Annotated in this window: 22 protein-coding genes and 1 pseudogene; 6 read left to right on the forward strand and 17 right to left on the reverse strand. The window is 27.9% G+C overall.

Features of this window, described 5'->3' with window-relative positions; all coding sequences use genetic code 11:
• Window positions 1-201: 201 nt before the first annotated feature.
• The 6 genes from ACUN06_RS13200 to ACUN06_RS13225 all read right to left on the reverse strand — a co-directional run bounded on the left by ACUN06_RS13200 (window position 202) and on the right by ACUN06_RS13225 (window position 3,829).
• Window positions 202-735 carry a glutathione peroxidase gene (locus ACUN06_RS13200; protein WP_294399764.1) on the reverse strand — a complete coding sequence of 178 codons (534 nt, stop codon included), beginning with the start codon at window positions 733-735 and terminating at the stop codon, window positions 202-204.
• A gap of 96 nt (window positions 736-831) precedes the next feature.
• A complete protein-coding gene (locus ACUN06_RS13205) occupies window positions 832-1,710 on the reverse strand; it encodes an NAD(P)/FAD-dependent oxidoreductase (RefSeq protein ID WP_412192904.1) in 879 nt (292 codons plus the stop codon).
• A gap of 20 nt (window positions 1,711-1,730) precedes the next feature.
• Window positions 1,731-2,207, reverse strand: a complete 477-nt coding sequence (locus tag ACUN06_RS13210; RefSeq protein ID WP_301953848.1) for a glutathione peroxidase — start codon at window positions 2,205-2,207, stop codon at window positions 1,731-1,733.
• A gap of 127 nt (window positions 2,208-2,334) precedes the next feature.
• Window positions 2,335-2,766: a MarR family winged helix-turn-helix transcriptional regulator gene (locus ACUN06_RS13215; RefSeq protein ID WP_291735623.1), complete on the reverse strand. Its 432-nt coding sequence runs from the start codon at window positions 2,764-2,766 to the stop codon at window positions 2,335-2,337.
• 277 nt (window positions 2,767-3,043) lie between these two features.
• The gene (locus ACUN06_RS13220) at window positions 3,044-3,553 is read right to left on the reverse strand and encodes a GNAT family N-acetyltransferase (RefSeq protein WP_291735625.1); all 510 of its coding nucleotides are present in this window, start codon (window positions 3,551-3,553) and stop codon (window positions 3,044-3,046) included.
• Window positions 3,554-3,646: 93 nt separating this feature from the next.
• Window positions 3,647-3,829: a hypothetical protein gene (locus ACUN06_RS13225; protein ID WP_449389936.1), complete on the reverse strand. Its 183-nt coding sequence runs from the start codon at window positions 3,827-3,829 to the stop codon at window positions 3,647-3,649.
• Between the two features lie 280 nt (window positions 3,830-4,109).
• Between ACUN06_RS13225 and istA the strand changes: the two are divergent.
• Together istA and istB are read left to right on the forward strand one after the other, a co-directional pair.
• A pseudogene (gene istA, locus ACUN06_RS13230) lies at window positions 4,110-5,687 on the forward strand (IS21 family transposase).
• Window positions 5,687-6,457: an IS21-like element helper ATPase IstB gene (gene istB / locus ACUN06_RS13235; RefSeq protein WP_449389937.1), complete on the forward strand. Its 771-nt coding sequence runs from the start codon at window positions 5,687-5,689 to the stop codon at window positions 6,455-6,457. The pseudogene istA and the gene istB overlap by 1 nt, the downstream one beginning before the upstream one ends.
• 102 nt (window positions 6,458-6,559) lie before the next feature.
• Here istB and ACUN06_RS13240 read toward each other — a convergent pair whose 3' ends face one another.
• The 11 genes from ACUN06_RS13240 to ACUN06_RS13290 form a co-directional block, all read right to left on the reverse strand.
• Window positions 6,560-6,958, reverse strand: a complete 399-nt coding sequence (locus ACUN06_RS13240; RefSeq protein ID WP_291736152.1) for a bleomycin resistance protein — start codon at window positions 6,956-6,958, stop codon at window positions 6,560-6,562.
• A gap of 27 nt (window positions 6,959-6,985) precedes the next feature.
• Window positions 6,986-7,483: a GNAT family N-acetyltransferase gene (locus ACUN06_RS13245; RefSeq protein WP_291736150.1), complete on the reverse strand. Its 498-nt coding sequence runs from the start codon at window positions 7,481-7,483 to the stop codon at window positions 6,986-6,988.
• 252 nt (window positions 7,484-7,735) lie between these two features.
• Window positions 7,736-7,975, reverse strand: coding sequence for a YcxB family protein (locus ACUN06_RS13250; protein ID WP_200820157.1), 240 nt, complete (start codon window positions 7,973-7,975; stop codon window positions 7,736-7,738).
• Window positions 7,976-8,459: 484 nt separating this feature from the next.
• Entirely contained in the window at window positions 8,460-10,418 is a 1,959-nt protein-coding gene (gene tetB(P) / locus ACUN06_RS13255; RefSeq protein ID WP_006440995.1) for a tetracycline resistance ribosomal protection protein TetB(P), read from the reverse strand.
• Window positions 10,402-11,664 carry a tetracycline efflux MFS transporter TetA(P) gene (tetA(P), locus tag ACUN06_RS13260; RefSeq protein ID WP_006440994.1) on the reverse strand — a complete coding sequence of 421 codons (1,263 nt, stop codon included), beginning with the start codon at window positions 11,662-11,664 and terminating at the stop codon, window positions 10,402-10,404. The genes tetB(P) and tetA(P) overlap by 17 nt, the downstream gene beginning before the upstream one ends.
• Before the next feature lie 888 nt (window positions 11,665-12,552).
• Window positions 12,553-13,032 (reverse strand): 23S rRNA (pseudouridine(1915)-N(3))-methyltransferase RlmH, encoded by a 480-nt coding sequence (rlmH, locus tag ACUN06_RS13265; RefSeq protein WP_294126729.1) that lies wholly within the window; start codon window positions 13,030-13,032, stop codon window positions 12,553-12,555.
• 30 nt (window positions 13,033-13,062) lie between these two features.
• Window positions 13,063-13,557 carry an Hsp20 family protein gene (locus ACUN06_RS13270; RefSeq protein WP_302542446.1) on the reverse strand — a complete coding sequence of 165 codons (495 nt, stop codon included), beginning with the start codon at window positions 13,555-13,557 and terminating at the stop codon, window positions 13,063-13,065.
• Window positions 13,558-13,683: 126 nt separating this feature from the next.
• Window positions 13,684-14,181: an SEC-C metal-binding domain-containing protein gene (locus ACUN06_RS13275; RefSeq protein ID WP_291734849.1), complete on the reverse strand. Its 498-nt coding sequence runs from the start codon at window positions 14,179-14,181 to the stop codon at window positions 13,684-13,686.
• Window positions 14,182-14,260: 79 nt separating this feature from the next.
• Window positions 14,261-14,413, reverse strand: a complete 153-nt coding sequence (locus tag ACUN06_RS13280) for a CxxH/CxxC protein (RefSeq protein ID WP_291734850.1) — start codon at window positions 14,411-14,413, stop codon at window positions 14,261-14,263.
• 17 nt (window positions 14,414-14,430) lie between these two features.
• On the reverse strand, window positions 14,431-15,222 hold the full coding sequence (locus tag ACUN06_RS13285; RefSeq protein WP_291734852.1) for an MBL fold metallo-hydrolase: 792 nt from the start codon (window positions 15,220-15,222) through the stop codon (window positions 14,431-14,433).
• A gap of 17 nt (window positions 15,223-15,239) precedes the next feature.
• Entirely contained in the window at window positions 15,240-16,499 is a 1,260-nt protein-coding gene (locus ACUN06_RS13290) for a UDP-N-acetylglucosamine 1-carboxyvinyltransferase (protein WP_302538329.1), read from the reverse strand.
• A gap of 296 nt (window positions 16,500-16,795) precedes the next feature.
• Between ACUN06_RS13290 and ACUN06_RS13295 the strand changes: the two genes are divergently transcribed.
• The 4 genes from ACUN06_RS13295 to ACUN06_RS13310 all read left to right on the forward strand — a co-directional run bounded on the left by ACUN06_RS13295 (window position 16,796) and on the right by ACUN06_RS13310 (window position 19,720).
• Entirely contained in the window at window positions 16,796-17,323 is a 528-nt protein-coding gene (locus ACUN06_RS13295) for a hypothetical protein (RefSeq protein ID WP_291734856.1), read from the forward strand.
• A gap of 130 nt (window positions 17,324-17,453) precedes the next feature.
• Entirely contained in the window at window positions 17,454-17,906 is a 453-nt protein-coding gene (locus ACUN06_RS13300; protein ID WP_291734858.1) for a dUTP diphosphatase, read from the forward strand.
• 112 nt (window positions 17,907-18,018) lie between these two features.
• Entirely contained in the window at window positions 18,019-18,450 is a 432-nt protein-coding gene (locus tag ACUN06_RS13305) for a DMT family transporter (protein WP_291734859.1), read from the forward strand.
• A gap of 70 nt (window positions 18,451-18,520) precedes the next feature.
• The gene (locus tag ACUN06_RS13310) at window positions 18,521-19,720 is read left to right on the forward strand and encodes a S8 family serine peptidase (protein ID WP_449389938.1); all 1,200 of its coding nucleotides are present in this window, start codon (window positions 18,521-18,523) and stop codon (window positions 19,718-19,720) included.
• Window position 19,721 lies beyond the last annotated feature (1 nt).

Raw genomic sequence — 19,721 nt, forward strand, 5'->3', positions numbered from 1 at the left:
CACGATATATGGTCTATTTATATTACTTATGATACGTTATTTTTGCTTGTAAAAATAGCCTTAGGCAAGTTAATTCAACGCCTAAGGCTATAAACCGCATTTATTTATGATACGGTTCTCAGTAACTACTCTAAATGAGGTTTTGCCACTTTATTCTTTTATCTATTATATATAATTATGCTATAATTCCCACGCTACAGTTTATTTTAATAGATCATTTATTATTGAAGCTAATTTCTCAGGTTCATATGTTGGGGCAAATCTCGAAATAACCTTACCATTTTTATCCACTAAAAATTTAGTAAAATTCCATTTTATATCTTCTCCATCAGTTTTAAACCCTAGATCTTCAAGCTTTCCGTATAATAACTTTGATTCTTCATCATCTTCTGCTTGTGGTGCTTCTGATTTTAAAAACTTATATAAGTCTGAAGCATTTTCTCCATTTACTTCAATTTTAGCAAAAGTTTCAAAAGTTGTTCCATATGTTAATTTGCAAAAACTTGATAACTCAGCATCATTTCCTGGTGCTTGTTGGAAAAATTGATTACATGGAAAATCTAATATTTCAAAACCTTTATCTTTATATTCATCATAAATCTTTTGTAACCCTTCATATTGTGGTGTAAATCCACATCCACTTGCTGTATTTACTATTAAAAGAACCTTTCCTTTATATTTTTCTAAAAGTATTTCTTCTCCATTTGTCTTTTTTACTTTAAAATCATATATCATAATTTTTTCTCCTTCTTATAAATGTTTCTCAATATTTTCTTTAATCACCTGTTTAGGTGAAAATCCTATTAATCTATTAACTACTTTCATCATAAATTATCCCTCTTTATTTTTTCTTTTTATTTGTTCTATATAAGACACAGCTGATAATGCTGCTATATTTCCTTCTCCTGCTGCCTTAATATATTGATATGGAGTACCAACTATATCTCCTGCAGCATAACAACCTTCAATATTTGTTTTCATTCTTCTATCAACTTCTACATGATTGTTTTCAATTTTTAAACCTGGAACTAATTGTCCTGGTGATATACTATCTCTTAAAATAAATACCCCATCTGTTTCAATTTCACTATTTTTAAGAATAAGTTTTTTAACTGAACTATCTCCTACTATTTCCACTGGAATATCCTTTATTATTTCAATAGATGAATCAACTTCTATTTCTTGCTTATACATTGGCACATAATATACTTTTGATGCTATTGTTCCTATAAAATTTGCTTCAGCTTCTTCATGCTTATTATAAGCAATTATTGTTACGACTTTATCTTTATATAAAGGAGCATCACATGTTGCACAATATCCTACCCCTTTACCTAAAAACTCTTCTTCCCCCTTAAATGGCTTACCAAAGTTAACTCCTGTAGCTAATATTATTGAAGTAGCTTCATACATTTTGTCATTTACCATTAAAGTAAAATAATCTCCCATAGCATAAATGTTATTCACTTTTTCTTCTGTTATTTCAATATCCATTGCTTTTAAATGATTAGCAAATTCATCTCTTATTTCTACTCCACTTTTTCCATAAAAACCTAAATAATTATTTATCTTATGAGCCTTTACAAGTTTTGTACTTATTTCCTTACTTCCAAAAATAATAAATCTTTTATTTCTTATCTTTGCATTTAATGCTGCTGATATTCCAGCTGGTCCACTTCCTATTATTGCAATATCATATCTTTCATTCATTTTATCATTACCACCTATAATTATTTTAATAAATTTTTAATATCCTCTTCAATTTTTAATGGCTTTACTGTAGGTGCATATCTTTTAACTACATTTCCTTCTGAATCAATAAGAAATTTTGTAAAATTCCATTTAATTTCTTTACTCAATAAACCTTTTTTCTCATTTTTTAAGAACTTATATAATGGATGTGTATTTTCTCCATTTACCTCAATCTTTTGGAACATATTAAATGTAACTCCATAGTTTAAAGAGCAGAACTCTTGTATTTCTTCATTGCTTCCTTTATCTTGATGTGCAAACTGATTGCAAGGGAATCCTAAAATTTCTAGACCTTCTTCTTTATATTTCTTATTTAATTGTTCTAATTCAGTAAATTGTGGTGTTAACCCACATTTACTTGCTGTATTAACTACTAATACAACTTTACCTTTAAATGCTTCCATCTTAACTTCTTGCCCATTCATTTTTTTTGCTGAAAAATCATAAAATTTCATATTTTATCTCCTTTTAATTTTATCAAATTTAATTTTATTCAATTAATTATTCTAAATTTATAGAATTTGCTACATACACATTTAATTAAAAAATCAATTCTAATTAAATGTATATTTCAACAAATTCTTACTTAAATGTTGCTAATAAATTATCTAACAATCTCTTTAGCTCAACAACATCTTCTATGCTCTTGCCAAACTTACAATACATTTTCTCTGGAACCTCAATGATTTCCTCCTTCATTTTTCTTCCTTTTTCAGTAACCTCCACAATAACTACTCTATCATCATCCTTATCTCTATATTTATCTATTAATTCCATTGAAAGTAGCTTTTTTAATACAGGAGTAAGAGTTCCTGAATCTAAATGTAGTTTTTGCCCCATTTCCTTTACCGTTATCTTTTCATACTCCCATACAACTAACATAGCAATATATTGAGTGTATGTAAGTCCATATTTATCTAACTGTGGTTTATAAGTTTTTATTACTTCTCTTGAGGCTGCATATAATGAAAAACATAACTGATTATCTAATTTCATTTTCTCATATTTACCCATTATAATTCCCCTTTTTTAAATTTTTTCAAATTTAATTTTATTCAATTAATTTTGTTATTATATTATTACTATTCACCACTTTTGTCAAGTGTAAATTAATATAAATATATTTTTTAACTCTTTATTATTACTTATGGTAGTATATTTTCAATTACAAAAATAGCCTTAGGCAAGTTATACCAATACCTAAAGCTATAAACCTCACTTACTTGTGATACGGTTCTCCGTAACAGTAGTAAGTGATATTTTTTATCTATACAAACTAGAAGTTATCACATTACATTTGCTTCCTAAATACAAACATCCCCTGTCCTCTATCACCAATAAAATCTTCTGGCATATCAGCTCCAGGATTTTTTTCATTTAAAAATTCTACTATATGAAATCCACATCTATTTACATAAAAATGAATGTTTCTTCTCTCAAAATAAGGTGTACAAGTTTCCCAGACCTTTGTTTCCGGATGTAATTTTTCAATTTCATCCCACATTCTCTTACCAATACCTTTACTATGAATACCACACTTAACATAAAACAAGTCGAGATGATTATGCTGAGCTTCTTCATCAATTACTACAATAGCACCTCCAACCATTTCACCATCAACAACTGCTTTATATGCAACCGAACCCTTAGCTTTCAAAGAATGGTTAATATCTCTTTCAGGAAGAATAATATCTTCAGTCTTACCAAAAACATCTTCAAATCCTTTTTGGAATGCTTCTTGCATATCTACTTTATATTGAGTTAAGTCTTCATTAGTAAGAGTAACAATAGAAAAATTCATTCTAACACCTCCAAAAATTTTAATTTATCTAGTGAATATAATATTTACATATGATTAAATTATAATATTTATATATAACAACTTCAATATTCTCTATATAGCAATATCTAAATTCAATACTCTCATTCCAATATTTCTTAAGATAAAAGAAGAAGTAGCATCCTTTATAGATACTCCTTCTTCTTTACTTATATAGTCTACTAAGCTATCATTTATTTTTAGTTTTATTGAATCTATTTCTCTCGCTTCATTTATAGTTATTTCTGATATTATCATATGAAGCAACTTCTTCTGTTGCTCTCTAGTTGCACTCTCTGTTAGAACTTTACTAAAATTCTCTAGTATGCTCTTTATGAATTCATATGGTATTTCTTAATTTACATCATCTGAAAATGTAACTAGAAGTTGTTCTTTTTCCTCTTTAAGACTTTTTGTATAGGAGACACTATTAGTAGACCATAAATTTCATTAAAAAGTAGGCCACCCTTTATAAAAAATACCTCTAAAACACATAATAAATTGGAAATAATATTATGTATTAGAGGAGTTGCAGAGGGTGATTAAATTAATGAATAAAGAAGATATTATTTTAATGTACATTAGAGACAAAAAATAAAAAAGAGCGATTGCTCGTGAAACTGGCTTTGCTAGGAAAACGGTTGATAAATATATAAATGAATATGAAACTAATTTAATGGAGTTAGGTGTAGAATGTAATGATGATATTAAACGCCAAGAACTTATTCAACAGCTTACAAATAAGCCTGAATATAAGTCATCTCCAAGAGTTAAAACGGTAGTTACAGATGCATTGATAAAGCGGATCCAATTCTATCTAGATGAAAATAAAACTAAAAGGTTAACAGAGCTATCAAAGCAACAAAAAAAGAAAAAAGATATTTATGAAGTATTGGTTTCAGAAGGATTTAATGTAAGTTATACTACGGTTTCAAGAACTATCAATAAGATTGAACAAAAAGCTCAGGAAGCATATATTAAGCAGCAATATGTACCTGGAGATGTTGTTGAGTTTGATTGGGGAAGTGTAAAAATATATACCGAAGGAGGTGTATTAAGAGAATATCAGATGGCTGTATTCACTGTGGCATACAGCAATTTTCACTGGGCGAAGCTATTCCCTAAACAAAATACACAATGCTTTTTAGAATCTCATAGCGATTTCTTCGAATATGTAAATGGATCATTTGCAGAAGTTGTATACGATAATATACGATTGGTTATAAAAAAGTTTGTTGGTAGAAATGAAAAAGAGCCTACTGAAGCATTATTAAAGCTTTCTCTCTATTATAGATTTAATTTTAGATTCTGTAATGTTAGATCAGGCAATGAAAAGGGTCATGTGGAAAGAAGTGTGGAGGTAATTAGACGAAAGGCTTTTAGTAAAAAGGATAGATTTAACTCACTTGATGAGGCTAATCAATATCTTTTAGAAACCTGCCAATCTCTTAATGAAAGACACTCATATGATAAATAAAAATCACCAAAGGAGTTATTTCAAGATGAAAAAGCTAAGCTTTTGCCTACCATTGGTAAATATGAATCGGCAAGGTTAGAACTTCTTAGAGTAGATAAATATTCAATGGTAGTTGTTGATACTTGCCACTACTCCGTTCCCGATAGGTTTGTAAATAAAATATTGAAATGTAAGATATATTCCAATGATATAATTGTGTATTTTGAAGAAGAAAAAGTGGCTCATCATAAAAAGAATCCTGGCGCATTCCAGTGGATTATTAAGCTTGAGCATTATCTTAATACATTGTATCGTAAACCTAATGCCTTAATAAATAGTTGTGCTTTTAAGCAAATAGATGGCAATATTCAAAATATATATAATTCATTTTTTATTGGAAAAGAAAAAGATTTTATTGAATTATTAAACCTAATTGGAGAAGTTGGAATAGGATCTGTAGAAAGAAGTATTGAAGTAATTAGAAAAATTACTCCTACTTCAGTAACTTTGGATAAAATAAAATTCATATGTCAGCGTAATGATGAAGAAGATTATTATAAGAAATATTTTGAAAATGACTCTAGTATAGTAAATAACTCAATAAATCTCTTGAATAATTATGCCGAATTGCTTTCTGAAAGAAAGGACGGTATAAGCTAATGAAAGATCATAATAAAAAGATATTTCTTAAAGGTATTTTAGAATACTCAAGTAACCTTAAATTAGCTACATTTAAAGATACGGTTGAATCAGAAATTAGAAATGCAACTGAAATAGATTCAAGTTATGAAGAGCTAATTTATAAGCTTCTACAAAAAGAATGTGACTATAAACAGGAACAGCTACGAAAAAACAGGATAAGAACAGCAAACTTTCCTTATAAAAAATATCTTGAAGAGTTGGACGTAAATGAGTTGCCTGCTGATGCTCAAAATAAACTTCCTATATTGAGTACTTTAGATTTTATAGAAAATGGTCAAAATGTTATTTTATCTGGTAACTGTGGAACAGGAAAAACTCATATAGCCATTGGATTAGGTATAAAGGCTTGTTTAAGCGGGTATAAGGTTTTCTTTGCAACAGTACCATTATTTATAACGCAACTAAAAGAATTACGTTCAACAAAGAGTTTAAGATCATTTCAATCAAAACTAGAAAAGTATGATTTAGTTATTCTTGATGAATTTGGATATATATCATCAGATAAAGAAGGTGCTGAATTACTATTCACTAATTTATCAATTAGGACGGGAAGGAAATCTACAATAATAACAACTAATCTATCTTTTGATAGATGGGGGGAAGTCTTTACCGATCCAGTCATGGCGACAGCAATGACTGACAGAATTACATATAAATCATATATGGTAGATATGAATGGAGAATCTTATCGGATGAAAGAAACAAAAAAATGGCTAAAAGAATCATAAAATCCATTTTCCATATTTACCACATATTGATAGCTGACTTTTTAATGAAAATTTGGCACACAAGTTAAGTATAAAATACACCTAATAAACAATATTATACAATTACTTATACATACAAAATCTTAACAAATATCCATTTAAATCTTGTACAAGAAATTCTTCTTGAACTATAATTTCACCATTAGATTCATACTCATTTATTGTTATATCTCTAAATAGTTTTATATTATTTTTAACTAAATTATCTCTTATTTCTTGTACATTAGGTACTTTCATCTCAAAATTTATTCCTCTACCAAATGGATATTCTAATTTCCCTGTGCTCCAATACCCATTTACTTCTTCTATCATAATTTGTATATCTCCTAATGATAGAAATGCAAACTTATCTTCTAGTCTTTCATATTCTAATTTAAATCCTAAAATATCAATGTAAAACCTTTTAGATTCTTCAATACTCTTCACTGATAACTCAGGTATTAAACTATTAAACTTCCTCATACTCCTCACCTTTTCTACACTATACAATTATTTGTATATTTTAGACATATAATACTCATCTATATATTTACCATTCATGAATATAGAATTTCGCTTAGTCCCTTCAACTTCAAAACCATTTTTCTCATATAATTGTTTTGCCATACTATTTGGACACATTACTGTTAACTCTAATCTTGAAATATTATTTTCTTTTGCCCATAAATCTAATTCACAAAATAACTTTTTCCCAATTCCTTTCCCTCTAAACTTCTCTCTAATTCCTACAACAATATATGCTGTATGCTTAATTTTCCTTATAATTCCTCTCTGTGCAGATAAAAACCCTATAATATTATCATCTTCCGTTGCAATTAAAAGTAAATTATCTCCATTGATTGACTGATTTATCATTGCTTTTACTCTATTAATATCATTAGGTCGTTCATCAGCTTCAAATAACATATACTCTGTTTCTTTATCTAATTCTAATAACATTTTTAACATATTATCAGCATCATTAATTTCACATCTACGAATTTTCATTTCCTCTTACCTCTCATTTTCATATTTTTCGTTATTATACCATATTATTCTATTTTAAATAAATATATCAAGTTAATATTTTACAATAATTTAATTAAACTTAATTACTTTATATAAATAAAAACCCTTACCTATATATTAAATATAAGTAAGAGTCTTAATCCCTTATAACTATATTTTTATTTACAATTTCAGTAAAAACCTCATTTATTTATGGTACGGTTCTCCGTTACACCTCCAAAGGAGCACGTTTTACTTTAATTGTTCTAAAGCCTTACATTTTTTAAGCTCTTTCATAAGTTCTTTCTCTATTTCTTTATCTAAATATCTCCTTGGAATTATATGAGCTACAAATCCACTTATATATATAAGGATCATATCTTCGTAAACTTTTACATCTTTTATACTTTCTAACGATACTGTTTCTGATATAGAATCCCCTTTTACTACTATTGTCCCATCAATAATTTCTAAAGTCTTACTTCCAAATATTGATGAATTATCTCCTTAACTTATGAGTTTATCAGTTTCTTTAGCTACTAATTTTTTGTATTGCTTAGGATATGTTAAAATCCAAATGACTAAAAAAACTATCGCTACTATAATCCAATATATATTCGGTTGATTAAATATCCCCGTTCCTGTAAAGTAGATTGGTATAGAAAGTACTATGGGTACAGCATATCTAAGTATGTTAAATGTACTTTTCTGTGATTTCGAGTTTTCTAAATGATGTAAATTGAAGCTTATATAGTCATCTTTTGTTATTTTAAAGTCGATTTTCATTTGTGCGTCCCCTTATTATTAAAAACTTTATTTACATTATATTACAAATTTCAAGCACTTACAATTAAGCATAGTAACATGAAAAAAGGAAGGGTCTTCATCTTCTTCAGACGACCCTTCCTTTACTTTTAGGCTTTGAATGTCTTATATTTAAATCCTACATATAAAAATTTAACTTATCTATTTAAATTTAATCTCTAATTGCGTTTAGTTTATGAAGCAAATACTCTTTTTTATTCAATGGATCATACGTTGTTTTTTTGCGTGCTTTTGAAAATTCAGCTGAAGCTTCCTTATACCCATAAAATTTTGTCACAAACATTCCTCTACCTTCTGTATATGAAGCTATTTTCATTTTATATTCTTTTGAATTTTCTACTGGAATTAATCCCTTTATTGAGAATTCATCCCCTATAACAATAGGATTATCAAAGGTTGCCCTCATAGTTTCTAAATCCCATACCGCTTTGCTTAAAGCATTTTGAGGAATCTTTAACTCAAACTCATGTAATGGCTCTAATAAAACAGTTTGTGCTTTATATAATGCTTCCATGAATACCATAGGTGTCACATTTCTAAAATCTGCTGGAGTGCTGGCTGGACTAAAAAATTCACCACAGCTAAGAGTGACTTTTACATCTGTAACCTCCCATCCAAATAATCCTTGTTTACTTGTCTTAATAACTGCTTCTTCAATTGCATTTTGAAAAGATTTTGGCAATGACCCTACTGAAACATTAGAAATATACCTAAGACCTTCGCCTCTCCCTGCTGGTTCTATTTCTAAGCCTACTGTCGCCCAAAATGGATTTAAGTCTTCCTGCATATGCATTATTGACGCTCCAAAACCTTTAGGTGTTTCCTTATAGATAGTCTCAATATTCGAAAACTCTACTTTTATTCCATATAAATCATCTAACATGGAACTTAGTATTTCCATTTGAACTTCACCGAATAAGTTGACATAAATTTCTTTATCTATGTCATTCATCTCTAATTCTAGTAGTGGATCTTCCTCTGCAAGTAATGTTAATGCTTTAAATAGCTCTGGATTTTTTTCTTTATCAATTGCAGAAATTGTTGTTTTTAATGCTGGTTTAGCTATAGATATATTTTTAATTTTATCATTTGAAATTCCAATAACATCTCCCACTTGGAAACTTGTAAGTCCATATAAAATACCTATATCCCCTGCTTCTATCCTCTGTGCTTCAACAACTCCCCCATTTTCTAACCTATTAATTTTCTTTACTTTTTCTGCTATCTCCTTATTAGGTACTTGAATTTTATCTCTTACAGATATTTTTCCTCCAAATAATCTTACATAAACCTTCTTTTCATTTTTACTTGTTCTTTCGATTTTAAATACTACTCCAGATAAATCACTTTCACAATCATCACCTGCAAATGGAAAATAACTACAAATTCCATCTAATAAGTCTTCAACTCCAAGTCCAATTGCTGCCGCACCACAAAATACTGGATATAGACTTCCTTCACTTGCATATAATGAAAGCTTTTCTTGTATTTCTTCTTTATCAGGTTCTATTCCACCAATATATCTTTCTAAAAATGCTTCGTCTAAGTCTGATAAAACATCAATAGCATCATCATTTATCATGCATGTATCAAATAGTTTTTTTATATAAACAGCTTTGCTTCCTACATCATATACTTCTTGTAATCTAACTACTTTATTGGACATATTCTTCTTTATATCTTCAAATACTTTATTGAAATTTGCCCCAATTCTATCTAGCTTATTTACAAAAATTATTGTTGGAATGTTTAACTCCTTTAATGTCTCAAATAATATTCTTGTTTGTGACTGAATACCCTCTACTCCTGATATAACTAGTATCGCTCCATCTAAAACACTTAATGAACGTTCAACTTCCGAAATAAAATCCACATGTCCTGGAGTATCAACAATATTAACCTTGACATTATTCCAATTAAAAGATATGGTTGATGATTTAATGGTAATCCCTCTCTTACGCTCAAGCTCCATAGAATCCGTCTGTGTATTGCCTAAATCAACTCTTCCAACTGATTTTATAGCTCCACTATAATATAATAAGTTTTCTGTTATAGTTGTTTTTCCTGCATCCACGTGTGCTACGATTCCTATATTAATTATTTTCTTCATAATCAATACCTCCAACTCTATCAACCACCTTTTTATCCATTATCATAGCAACAATATATAACACTAATACCGGTGTTACTAATAACGAAGTACATGCTATACCCATACTCACTGAAATATTTGTAGCTATGATTCCTATAATTGGTCCACCTAAAATTTGACCTAAGGAATTTATTTGTCCATTTATAGAAAGTACAGTAGATCTGGCCTTGTCATCTATATGTCCATTAAGCCATGCACTAAATATAGGTTCATTTATAGTTCTAAAGGTACTTGTCGCTAAATAAGCTATTAGCATTAAGTTAAATCTTTTTGTAATAGCAAATATGAACATAAATGATATATAAAATATATTTATACATAATAACAGCTTTCCATTTTTATTCTTATCATCATCCTTAAGCTTCTTTTCCATAAAATGCATTACTATAGCACTCAATATCATTCCTGCAATTCCAAAAATTCCGAACCAAGTCACTGGTTTAAGGTTTCCAAGTTTAGGAAGCATAGTATCTTGTAAAAAATGCATATTAGAAAGTCTATCATAACCTTCACTGGATAATCCATAAAATAAAGTTACTGAAAGCAAAATTATAATTATAGGTTTATTTTTTATAAATTTAAGACCAGATTTAAAGGTATATCCCATCTTTTTAAAAGTATTTAAATCCTCTGGAGCAGATGATTTAAAATTATTTTCTGGCATATATAACCATAAAAATAATGCAAGAATTATAAATAAGACTCCACTAACTATAATAGGTAGTCTTACAGATAAATTAGCTATTACAGTGCTTAGTACTATTCCAATAACCGATCCTATCTGTCCTGCTTGTGCTCCCTTTATATAAATTTTATCCAAATCTTTATCTTTCTCTTCTTCCGCAATCCAAGCTTCAACAGATCCACTAATAAAAGTAGAACCTAATCCCCATACAATCTGTGCTACAAGTACGAAAACGAAACTAGAAATAGAACCTTCTAAAATAAATCCCACTCCTGTTAAAACTACACCAATAACAATAGATAGTTTACGACTGTACACATCTGCAACTATTCCTGTAGGAATTTCAAATATAAAGCATGCTACTTCTAAAGTAGTTCCAACAAGTATAAGCTGAAGTGGATTTAAATGCACCGTTTCAATGTGATACACTATCATAACTGTAGCTACTAGTGAAAAACACATTGCTGTAATAGCTGAAAATAATAAATAAGTTTTATATGCTGAAAGTTTATTAACCATTAATAATCACCATCCTAGTATTTTTAAAAAAATTTATTTGTTTTTCATAATCTTCATATTTAAATATATAAATCATCAAAATAATCTCCTTAAATAAAAAAAGCTGTAAGTGAACATAATTCACTTACAGCCTCATAATTATATAACCTAAATATAAACATGAAATATACAACTTTAATTTATATAACTTATGATTAAGCTATGCAAATTAAAGTCTTATATCATATCTATAAATATAGTAAAAATAGGCATAAAAATACCGTGTTTAGAACACAGTTTTCCTATTCTTCAAATAAAGATGTAATATGCTCATTATAATACTGATTATTTTTAGAGTACACAAATAGACATGGTAATATCAATATTATTAATAATTGTTTCTACCACAAATAAACCTTGAGTTATCCAAGATTTTTTTCATATACTTTTTAAAATAATCCTTATTCAGTTAGTTTAGTTAAAAACTACCTCTTTGCGCATATTTACATCTCCTTTACATTTATATTTTTCATGTTTATATTTTAGTATAATTACATTATATATAAACTTTTATTTTTTTTCAATACTTTTATATTCATATTTATCCAAATTCAATTGAAACTTTATTACTTCAAATAACTTATATACACAAAAGAATAACTACTAACTTTAACCTAAATCTGAAATGAATATAAAAAATATATTTGTGGAATGTTTTACAATTTCTTTCAATACTATAGATTAGAAAAAACAAATTCTAATTTGCTGAAATAGGTGAAAAACGAAGAACCTATGAATAAAACTACAATAACCTACAAAAATTCAAATTTTAGATTTTTGTGAGTTTCATTGCAGAATTAAAGCAGACCTACCTTTCATTTATATATCCAATTTTGGTAAAGTTCGCACTTACTTGTGATACGGTTCATTTTTCATTATTCTAAAAGCTCTATAAACTTGTTCTAATAACATTACTCTAAATAATTGATGTGGGAAAGTCATTTTAGAAAAACATATCTTATAATTAGCTCTTTTAATTACATCTTGAGATAATCCTAAACTTCCTCCTATAACAAAAGTTATGTTTGAATTACCCATAACCCCTTGGGTTTCAATAAACTTTGAAAACTCCTCAGAGGTCATTTGCTTAGCATTTAAATCCATTGCTATAACAAACATATTATCCTTTATCTTAGATAAAATAAGCTGTCCTTCCTTATACTTAATTTGAAGTTCTTCCTTTTCAGATGCATTATCAGGTGTTTTTTCATCAGGAAGTTCTATACTATCAATTTTGCAATATCTAGTTAATCTCTTAGAATATTCATCAATAGCTTGCTTCAAATATTTTTCCTTTAATTTTCCTACAGAAATAATTGTTATATTCATCATTTTCTCCTCCTTTGTTAAATAAAAAAACTATATTTGTTCTTCCTTAAAATTATCTACCTCTACAATAGTAGTATCCTTACTTATATAAGTGCTTTTTGGTATCAATACATTTAAGGTATCATTTTTTAAAACAGCCCTAATTCCATTAGGATCTGCATTTTCCACATAATAATCTTCATTTATATCTCCGCCTGGTTGAACTATAGCTACTGCTATATTTTCATTATTACTATAAAACAAGTTTCTCTTAACTTGTAATGTAACATAATTATTATAATACTCTAAGTTAATATCTTCTTTTTTCACTCCTGGTAAATAACATTGAATTGTATAACCCCTTTTATGCTCTTTAAATTGTATATTAATAGGTAACATTTCATCTATATTTTTGACTAAGTTATCTATAAATTCACTATTAGCAATATTATTTACAACATTATCAACTATATTATCAAACCTATTAATATTGCCAGCTATAGCATTAAAAGTAGTAGAAAATATATATGGGAATATACTAAACATATAAACTACCTCCAAATAAACCTACTATTATAATTTATTTATTTGAATTATCATTTGACACTAAAATATAAATTAATTAATGCAAAAAAGAGCTTTGATATCAAAGCTCTTTTATAAAAATGGAAATTATTTTCCACAACATTTTTTATATTTCTTTCCGCTTCCACATGGACAAGCATCATTTCTTCCAACTTTATTTTCATTTCTTACACTACAGCTTTCTCTGTATGCTTTTTGGATTTCTCTTCTCTTTTCAGGTGAGAATATAGCATCCCATTGTGGTAAGTTATAAAGATATTCAGCTTTAGCTTCTAACATGTTAAAGAATAGTTTTTCTAAGTTTATATCTAGTACTATTTCATCATTTGAAGTTAAAGCTTCTAAATCATATTGATTATTTAAACTTTCATTTATTCCATCAACAAATCCCATAATGAATTCTTCAGAAGTTTCATACTTCTTAGCAAAATCAGCAATAGTTATTTTCATAGCTTCTTTGCTATTAGCTAATAAATCTCTATATATAGCAGTTTCTATTTTAGTATATTCATTCCAAAATGCTGCTTCTCCCTTAGTCTTAACATACTCTACGACCATATCTGTCCATTGTTTATATAAACTCATAATTTTTTCTCCTTTTTCTTTTCTTACGATTATATAAAAATTATACTAAATATTATGTATCTTTTTCAACATATAAATATTAAGTCATTTCAACTTGATATTGTGCTTCTTTTTCACAATAACTGCATTTATTTTTTGTTGTCTTATTAATTACAGGAAATGTTTCTTTTCCATCTATAACTTCATCCATTGCCTCATCTATATGATCTTCACAGGCATATATTTTTTTCATATTCTCATCCTCTACTTTTATAAAGTAATTATCTTGCTTGGATTATGTCTATTAGCTAAACTTAAAAATACATCTGAACCAACATTAATATTATTACTATCTAATATGTTTCTAACTGTAATTTCAGCTAATTCAGGTGTATTATTAGTATTGCTTAAATGCCCTAAAATTATTTTTTTCCCTAGTCCACTTTTTAATACCCTAACAATTGCTTCACCACAATCCTCATTAGATAAATGTCCATATGCTTCTTTTATTCTTTGCTTTAAACTATACGGATAGGGCCCAAAGTCTAGCATTTCCGGATTATAGTTACTTTCAATTAAAATAATACTTGAATCCTTTATATTATCTTCAATTTCTTTAGTAAAAGTTCCAAAATCAGTTGCTACACTTGCTTTCTTATCATTTAAATTAATTGTATATCCAACTGGTGCAGCTGCATCATGTGGAATAATAAATGATTTAATTTCCATATCCTTAACTGCTACAATTGATCTTCTATCCATTACTTTTAAATTATGCTCTTTTATCTTTCCAATTGTCCCTTCCATTGCAACCCAAGTGTCATGTGGTGCATAAATAGGAATATCATATTTTCTAGATAAAACTCCAACACCTTTAATATGATCTATATGCTCATGAGTTATAAAAATCCCATCTAATTCGCTTGGATTTTGCCCAATTTGCTTTAATGCTTCATCTATTTTCTTTCCAGGTAATCCAGCATCAATTAAAATTTTAGCCTTTTCTGAACCTACAAAAATACTATTTCCACTACTTCCACTATATAATGAGCAAAACTTCATTTAAAATTCCCCCAAGCTTATTTTTTTACTCTTTTTATATCTGCTCCTAAAGCCCTGAATTTATCTTCAATATGAGGATATCCTCTATCAATATGCTCTATATCAGAAATTTCTGTTTCCCCATTTGCAACTAATCCTGCTATAACCATAGCTGCTCCAGCTCTTAAATCTGTTGCTGTAACCTTTGCTCCATTTAATGACTTAACACCATCTATTATAGCAGTTCTTCCTTCTACTTTTATTTCAGCACCCATTTTCTTTAATTCATCAGTATGCTTATGTCTATTTTCCCATATACTTTCTGCAATTAAGCTTCTTCCTTCTGTAATGCTTAATAAAGTAGACATAGGTTGCTGTACATCTGTTGGAAATCCTGGATATGGAGCTGTTTTAACACTAACACCTTTTAAAGTTTTATCAACTGTAACTCTTACGCTATCATCGCCTTCTTCAACTATTGCTCCCATTTCTAAAAGCTTTGCTGAAATAGATTCTAAATGCTTTGGAATTACATTTTTTATAGTTATATCACCTTTTGTAGCTGCTGCTGCAATCATGAATGTTCCTGCTTCTATTTGGTCAGGTATAACGCTATAATTACATCCTATTAATTTTTTAACACCTTTTACTCTTATAACATCAGTACCAGCACCTTTAACATCTGCTCCCATAGTATTTAAGAAATTTGCAACGTCTACTACGTGTGGCTCCTTAGCAACATTTTCTAATATAGTTGTTCCTTCAGCCATTGTTGCTGCAATCATTACATTTATTGTAGCTCCAACAGAAACTACATCAAAGAAAATATTAGCTGCATGTAAATTTTCAGCATTAACACTTACAGCCCCATGTTCTATAACAACTTCTGCACCTAATGCCTCAAAACCTTTTATATGTTGATCTATAGGTCTAACTCCTATAGGGCATCCCCCTGGAAGTTCAACTTTAGCTTTTTTAAATCTAGCTAATAATGCCCCTATAAAATAATATGATGCTCTCATTCTTCTTACATCTTCAGTACACGCATTAACTGTTGTAATATCTGAAGCATCAATTTCTAACGTATTACTATTTAGTTTATTTACTCTACAGCCTAAACTAGCTAAAATTCTTTCTAAGCAATGTACGTCTTCTATATCTGGTATATTATCAATAATACATTTTCCTTCGCTAGCTAAAATAGCTGCCGGCAAAATAGCAACTGCTGCATTTTTGGCTCCATTAATTTCTACGTCGCCCCTTAATGTTTTGCCTCCATTAATAATCAATGTTTCCATCTTATATTCACCCTTATCCAATTTATATATATATTAATTTATCCTACAATACAAAAATTATCCATTTTTCATTTTATATGGTATAGTTTAAATTTTTACCTTATAAAATTTTAGTCAACACTATTGATTATATCATAAAGTATGTAAGAGTTAATAGGGTTTTTTCTTCCAAAATCCCTTAAATTTTAACTTTATCTTATGTTATTACCCAAATATATAAATTGTCAATTTAAGATTACATATGATATAATTTAATATAAAAGTATAATACAAAATTTAACTTGTGAGGTTATAACATGAAATATTATTTGGTGGCATTATTTGATGATGTATCTTATAAAAACTTAAGTCCAATTCAAAGAAGTTTATCTAAAAGATTTAGGGCAAATAGGAATTCTCCTATTCCATATATCCCCTTAGAAGTAATAGAAAACCCTAATATAGATAAACTAAATACTGTAATGGATAAAATTTTAAAACCCTATAAAAATTTTAAGGTAGAGCTATCATCAACTGTATCACTTTGCGACTCAAATAAAACTATCAACTTAAAAATTGAAAATATAGGTTATATAAAAAAAATAGATAGATTGATTGCTGACAATTTAAAGTTATATGGATTTAATGTAAAAAGTGGAAATAATGAATTACATTTATCTTTAGCTAATATAAATTATATAAATAAAGAAAATAAAAAGTTTGATTCAATAATTGAATACAAACCAAGTATTTCAACTTTAAAAGTTAATAGAATCGAACTTTGGAAAATTTCTAATAATCGAAGAGAAACTTTAATTCAGACATATCCATTAAGAACAATTTAGTATATTTTATTAAACTATGTAAAAAAATATAATATAAATTTATTTCTTGTATTCATTTACAGACCTTTTCAAGAATTAATTATTTCTATAAAATATATTATATTAATCCTAGTAGACGCGGAGGGCATTTATGAACATTTTACCAATTGTAGAATTACAAAAAGAAAAAAAACAAAGTCTATTAATTAATCAAGATCTCTCACAATATAAATTATGGGCAAGAAAACATCTTGAGCTTCAAGTTAAGTTAAGTTCACTTGCTGAAGAAACTAAGTGTTATAAATACTGGATAGATGATGGCCTAAATTTAAATAAAGAAGCTGTATTTATTAAATATACAGATTTTCTTACACATGTAATAAACCTAGGAATAGATAAACATTATATCGAAAATTATGAGATAGTACTTAGACCTAATGATTATTGCTTAAGTGATCAATTTTTAAACCTTTATATTGATATTAATGATTTAATAATATCACCCTCTAATGATCACTTTTTTACACTACTAGAAGATGCCCTAAGTCTTGGAATAACTTTAGGCTACTCAGAAGAAGAAATATTCAATTCATTTATATATTAATTTTAAAAGCATTATTGATGTATACATTCACTACATCTAATGCTTTTTTTCTTGCAATAAAATTTAATATATAATTGCTAACTTAGGAATACTATACCTGGAGGTGATAATTTTGATTGGATTGATAACTGCTATAATTTCAGGTATTTCTATGAGCCTTCAAGGAGTATTTAATACTAGGTTAAGTGAAAAAATAGGTACATGGGAAACAAATACTTTTGTGCAAGCCACTGGTCTTATTCTTTCTCTAATAATACTTTTTTTCTTTAGAGATGGCACTTTTAGAGAAATAAAATCTACTAATAAACTTTATTTACTTGGTGGAATACTAGGTGTTGTCATAACATTTACAGTTATGTTAAGTATGAAATCCCTAGGTGTAACTATTGGAACAGCTGTTATTTTAATAGCTCAAATATCTGCATCTGCTTTAATTGATGCCTTTGGTTTATTTGGCACAGAAAAGGTTCCATTTTCTTTACATGAAATCCTTGGAATAGCAATAATGATAGCTGGAATAGTACTTTTTAAATGGAAGTTTTAAATTTATTATTATTAACAAAAGGCTCCTAAATCATATACTATAGTAATATGAATAATTTTAGGAGTTTTTTATGTTTTCTTCAACTAAAAAACTAGATCCTAATCTTAAATTTCTTTTAGCATCTAGTAGTATGAAAGAGTATAGAATTTTAATACAATATCGAAATTTTCCAGATTCAATTTCAAAAAAAATACATTCTTATCGTGGTAATATAATTAGAAAAATTGAATCCTGTAATATAATTTGTGCTCAATTAAGAGCAAAATCAATACATTTATTATTAGAATATCCTGAAGTTAAATATATTTGTTTAGATCAATACTTTTTTTTATGTGGAATGAGCATTCCAACAGCAAATAAAGTGCGTATTTCTCATAAATTATCACTATATGGTCGTGGTATTGGAGTTGGTATTATTGATTCTGGTGTATATCCTCATAGAGATTTAACTTACCCCTTTAATAGGATAATTACCTTCGTAGACTTAATTAATGAACTTCCATATCCATATGATGATAATGGTCATGGCACTTGTACTTGTGGGATAATTTCAGGTAATGGCTCATCCTCAAATAAAATATATACAGGAGTTGCCCCAGAATCTACTATACATTGTTTTAAAGCCTTTGATAAATTAGGTAAAGGTTATGCTTCTGATGTTTTATTTGCATTAGAAGAATTAATTAATATAAGTGACCAATATAATATAAAGGTTATTTGCTTACCATTTGAAAGTTTAAATTATAATAAATTTATCTTTATTCTTTTTGATTTATTATTAAAAACTGCAAGACTTAAATCAATAATTTGTATAGTACCTAGCGGAAGCAATAAAAATATTGATAATTCTATTACAGGAATAGCATTAAGTAACAATTGTATAACTATTTCAGGAATAGATACAACATCTTCTAATGTAAAATCATATGATTATTCTTCTTGTGGGGCCTTAAAGAAAGACACTAAACCTAACTTTTGTGCAGCTTGTGTAGATGTAGTATCCTTAAATTCTAATACCTCATATATATCCTATAAAAATGATTCTAAAATACATGCCCCTAAATTAGATAATTCTTATAAAAGTTTTAGTGGAACTTCAATTTCTGCTGCATATATAGCAGGTATTTGTACCATTTTATTTGAATATAACCCTAACTTTACATTTGATGATATTTTATCTTTGCTAAAAGTTGCTTCTATATCATTAGATCTTCCTAAAAACCAACAAGGTGAAGGAAAAGTAGATGTTAATAAAATTTTAAAGCAATAAA

This window comes from Clostridium sp. ETTB3, assembly GCF_053571985.1.